1 protein-coding gene is annotated in these 565 nt (G+C 68.0%); it reads left to right on the top strand.

The genetic code is table 11. From position 1 onward, the window contains the following. On the top strand, nucleotides 1-430 hold a 430-nt coding region (locus ABD224_RS29365; RefSeq protein WP_344055376.1), incomplete at its 5' end, for an alpha-glucosidase C-terminal domain-containing protein. Nucleotides 431-565 lie beyond the last annotated feature (135 nt).

The following is a 565-nucleotide window of genomic DNA, read 5'->3' as shown; positions in this document are numbered from 1 at the left end:
GAAGTACCAGCTCAAACCCCGCGACTGGGAGGCGGCCGAGCGCGAGGGCCGCACCCTGACCCCCCTGATCACCCGCCTCAACCACATCCGCCGCCGCCATCCCGCGCTGCAACGCCTGCGCAATCTGCACTTCCACCACGCCGACAACGACGCCGTGATCGTCTACAGCAAGACCACCGGCTCCGACACGGTCCTGGTGGTCGTCAATCTCGATCCCCACCACACCCAGGAGGCCACGGTCTCACTGGACATGCCGCACCTCGGCCTGGACTGGCACGAGTCCACGCCGGTGCACGACGAGCTCACCGGCGAGACCTATCACTGGGGCAGGGCCAACTACGTCCGCCTGGAGCCGGGTCGCAGGCCTGCGCACGTACTCCATGTCCAGCGACCGTCCACCTCGCAGATCGGAGGGCCCCCGCCGCCATGACTGTCAACGAGCCCGTTCCGGACATCTTCGAGGACGCCCCGGCCGGGGACCGGGATCCGGAGTGGTTCAAACGTGCCGTCTTCTACGAGGTCCTCGTCCGCTCCTTCCAGGACAGCAACGGCGACGGCATCGGCG

The sequence above is a fragment of the Streptomyces thermoalcalitolerans genome (assembly GCF_039525155.1).
GTDB classification, from domain to species: domain Bacteria; phylum Actinomycetota; class Actinomycetes; order Streptomycetales; family Streptomycetaceae; genus Streptomyces; species Streptomyces thermovulgaris.
Note: the sequence above shows the minus strand (reverse complement) of the source record. Positions and strands in the feature narration are given on the sequence as shown.